The organism is Streptomyces phytophilus (genome assembly GCF_013870535.1).
Lineage (GTDB): Bacteria > Actinomycetota > Actinomycetes > Streptomycetales > Streptomycetaceae > Streptomyces > Streptomyces phytophilus.
In genome coordinates, this window is sequence record NZ_JACBXC010000907.1 from 1 (window position 1) to 2,490 (window position 2,490).

The window sequence follows — 2,490 nt, forward strand, 5'->3', positions numbered from 1 at the left end:
CGGCAGTAGTTACTGTGCGGCCGGCGGGGTCGCCGACACCGGCGGCCAGGACGACGATCTCGTCGTCGAGCATGAACCACGACTTGGTGGCGGTCGCGTTGCGGTAGACGACGAAGTCGTCCGGGAGGACGTCGCGTTCGGCGTACGCGACGTCGTCGGACTGCACCATCGCGGCGGTGCCGTACGCGCCGAGGACGGCACCGCCGGAGTGGTGGTTGGTGCCGCGCGGGAAGTAGACGTACTTGTTCTGCGACTCGGAGGACGACGTGAAGTTCAGCGGGTGGCCCGGGTTGTCGTACCAGAGCTTGCCGTCGTACAGCTCCGGTACGGTCCCGCGCCGCTCGGCGGGCGCGGTGGCGCCGGCGAGGCCGTAGGGGGAGACGACGGTGTAGTAGTCGACGCCGTACGCGCGCGTCTGGTCCTGCCCGGAGAGGTACAGGTAGTACGCGCCGTCGCCCTGGAACCAGGGCATCAGGTTCTCGCCGCTCATGTACTCGTACTTGCTGATGCGGTCCGAGCTGCGCGCCAGCGCGAACGCGAAGCCGGGGCGGCGGTGGACGTGCTTGTCCATGGCGTTGAACGCGACGCTGCGCGCGGGCGGGTTGAGGTCGGCGGGCGGGACGGCGTCGTCGCCGACGATGTCGGCGTAGCGCACGACGCTGACGGGCGAGACGAAGCCGGCGGGGTCGAGGGCGGCGCGCGAGGTGGCCCGGATGTGCTTGACGTAGCTCTTGAGCGCGGTCGCCTCGGCGCCGGCCGTGTAGTCGGCGAGGTCGACGACGGCCTCGACGACTGCGGCGACGTCCGTGTAGCCGGAGGTCGTGCGGACGACGGCGCGGCCCTTGACGATCTCCATCATCCAGCCCTCGAAGATCAGCGGCGCGAAGCCGTCGCGCACCCAGCGCTGCACGACGGGCACGAGCGCGTCGGTGTTCGCGAAGCCCGTGCCGTCGAGGATCTTGAGCGTCTGGACGACGCGGGTGAGCAGCCCCTTGCCGTACGAGCCGGTGTACGCGACGGAGTGGTGCTGGATGAACGAGCCGTCGGCGTAGTAGCCGTCGGTGTTGCCGTGGCGGATGTCGTACGGGTCGATGGTGGCGAAGACGGTGAGCTGGTCTTCGAGGGCCTTGGCGATACGCGCCTCGCCGCCGCCCTCCTGGGCGGCGGCGAGCAGGGCGCCCTGGATGATGCGGTTGGTGGTGATGTCGGCGAGGTTGGCGCCGGTGTGGAAGCGGGAGTCGAGGTCGGCGTCGCCGTCCTTGCCGTTGCGGAGGTACGCGTCCATGGAGGCGACGTACGTCGTGAGCAGCCCGGCGGGGACGGCGTCCGGGACGTCGGCGAGGAGCGCGAAGGTCTTGCCGACGTGGGTGGAGATGGCGATCTCCCAGTTGTGCCAGTTGCCGTAGTAACCCCGTGCCTGGTCGCCGTAGTAGTGCTCACCTCCGCCGGCAAGGCCGCCGCGCTGGACCTGTGCCTGCATCTCGTGCGCCTCGACCGCGGCTCCGCGGTCGCCAACGCCGTCGCCCGCCGCCTGGTCGTGCCGCCGCACCGGGACGGCGGGCAGGCCCAGTTCGTCACGGCCCCCGTGCCCGCCACGGACGACCGGCCGCTCGCCGCGCTCTTCTGCTGGGCCCTGGAGCGCATCGACCGGCCGCTGACCGTGACAGACCTCGCCCGGCACGCGGGGATGAGCTCGCGCAACCTGACCCGCCACTTCAGGACCGCGACCGGTGCCACCCCGCTGCAGTGGCTGCTGACCCAGCGGATCCGGCGCGCCCAGGAGCTGCTGGAGACCACGGACCGCGGCGTCGACGCGATCGCGGAGGCCACCGGCATGGGCACCGCCGCGACGCTCCGCCGCCACTTCCACCGCGCGGTCGGCGTGCCCCCGGCCGCGTACCGCCGCACCTTCCGCGCGGTGCACGGGGAGCCGGGCGCTTGACCCTCACGCGGCGTGATGCCGCATTCTCGGGGGCGTGGCAGAGCAACTGACCGTGGGGCGCGTGGCCGAGCTGGCGGGCGTGAGCGTGCGCACGCTGCACCACTACGACGAGATCGGCCTCGTCCGGCCGTCCGCCCGCACGGCGGCCGGCTACCGGGCGTACGCGGCGGCCGACGTGGAGCGGCTGCGGGAGGTGCTCGGGTACCGGCGGCTGGGGTTCGGGCTGCGCGAGATCGCGGAGCTGGTCGACGACCCGGCCACCGACGCGGTCGCGCACCTGCGCAGGCTGCGCGGGCTGCTGCTGGCGCAGCGCGAGCGGGCCGCCGCCATGGTGACGGCCCTCGACAGGGAACTGGAGGCGCGGGCGATGGGCATCAGGACCACCTCGGAGGAGCAGCTGAAGGTGATAGGGCCGCAGTTGTACGAGGTCATCGGCTCCGCGTACCCGGCGACACGGCGCACGGAACCGCGGATCGCCGCGCGGATCCGGGACGCGCTCGGGGACGCCCGTACGGTGCTGAACGTCGGCGCCGGCACCGGCTCGTACG

Annotated in this window: 2 protein-coding genes and 1 pseudogene; 2 read left to right on the plus strand and 1 reads right to left on the minus strand. The window is 72.4% G+C overall.

Annotated elements, in window-relative coordinates; translation table 11 throughout:
• Positions 1-1,480, minus strand: a 1,480-nt coding sequence (locus tag H5J30_RS26985) for a polysaccharide lyase family 8 super-sandwich domain-containing protein (protein ID WP_309505642.1), incomplete at its 3' end; no start/stop codon positions are given.
• On the opposite strand from H5J30_RS26985, the pseudogene H5J30_RS26990 reads away from it, so the two are divergent.
• Positions 1,433-1,942: pseudogene (locus tag H5J30_RS26990) on the plus strand (helix-turn-helix domain-containing protein); the annotation flags it as partial. The gene H5J30_RS26985 and the pseudogene H5J30_RS26990 sit on opposite strands and share 48 nt — an antisense overlap.
• A gap of 61 nt (positions 1,943-2,003) precedes the next feature.
• On the plus strand, positions 2,004-2,490 hold a 487-nt coding region (locus tag H5J30_RS26995), incomplete at its 3' end, for a MerR family transcriptional regulator (protein ID WP_309505643.1).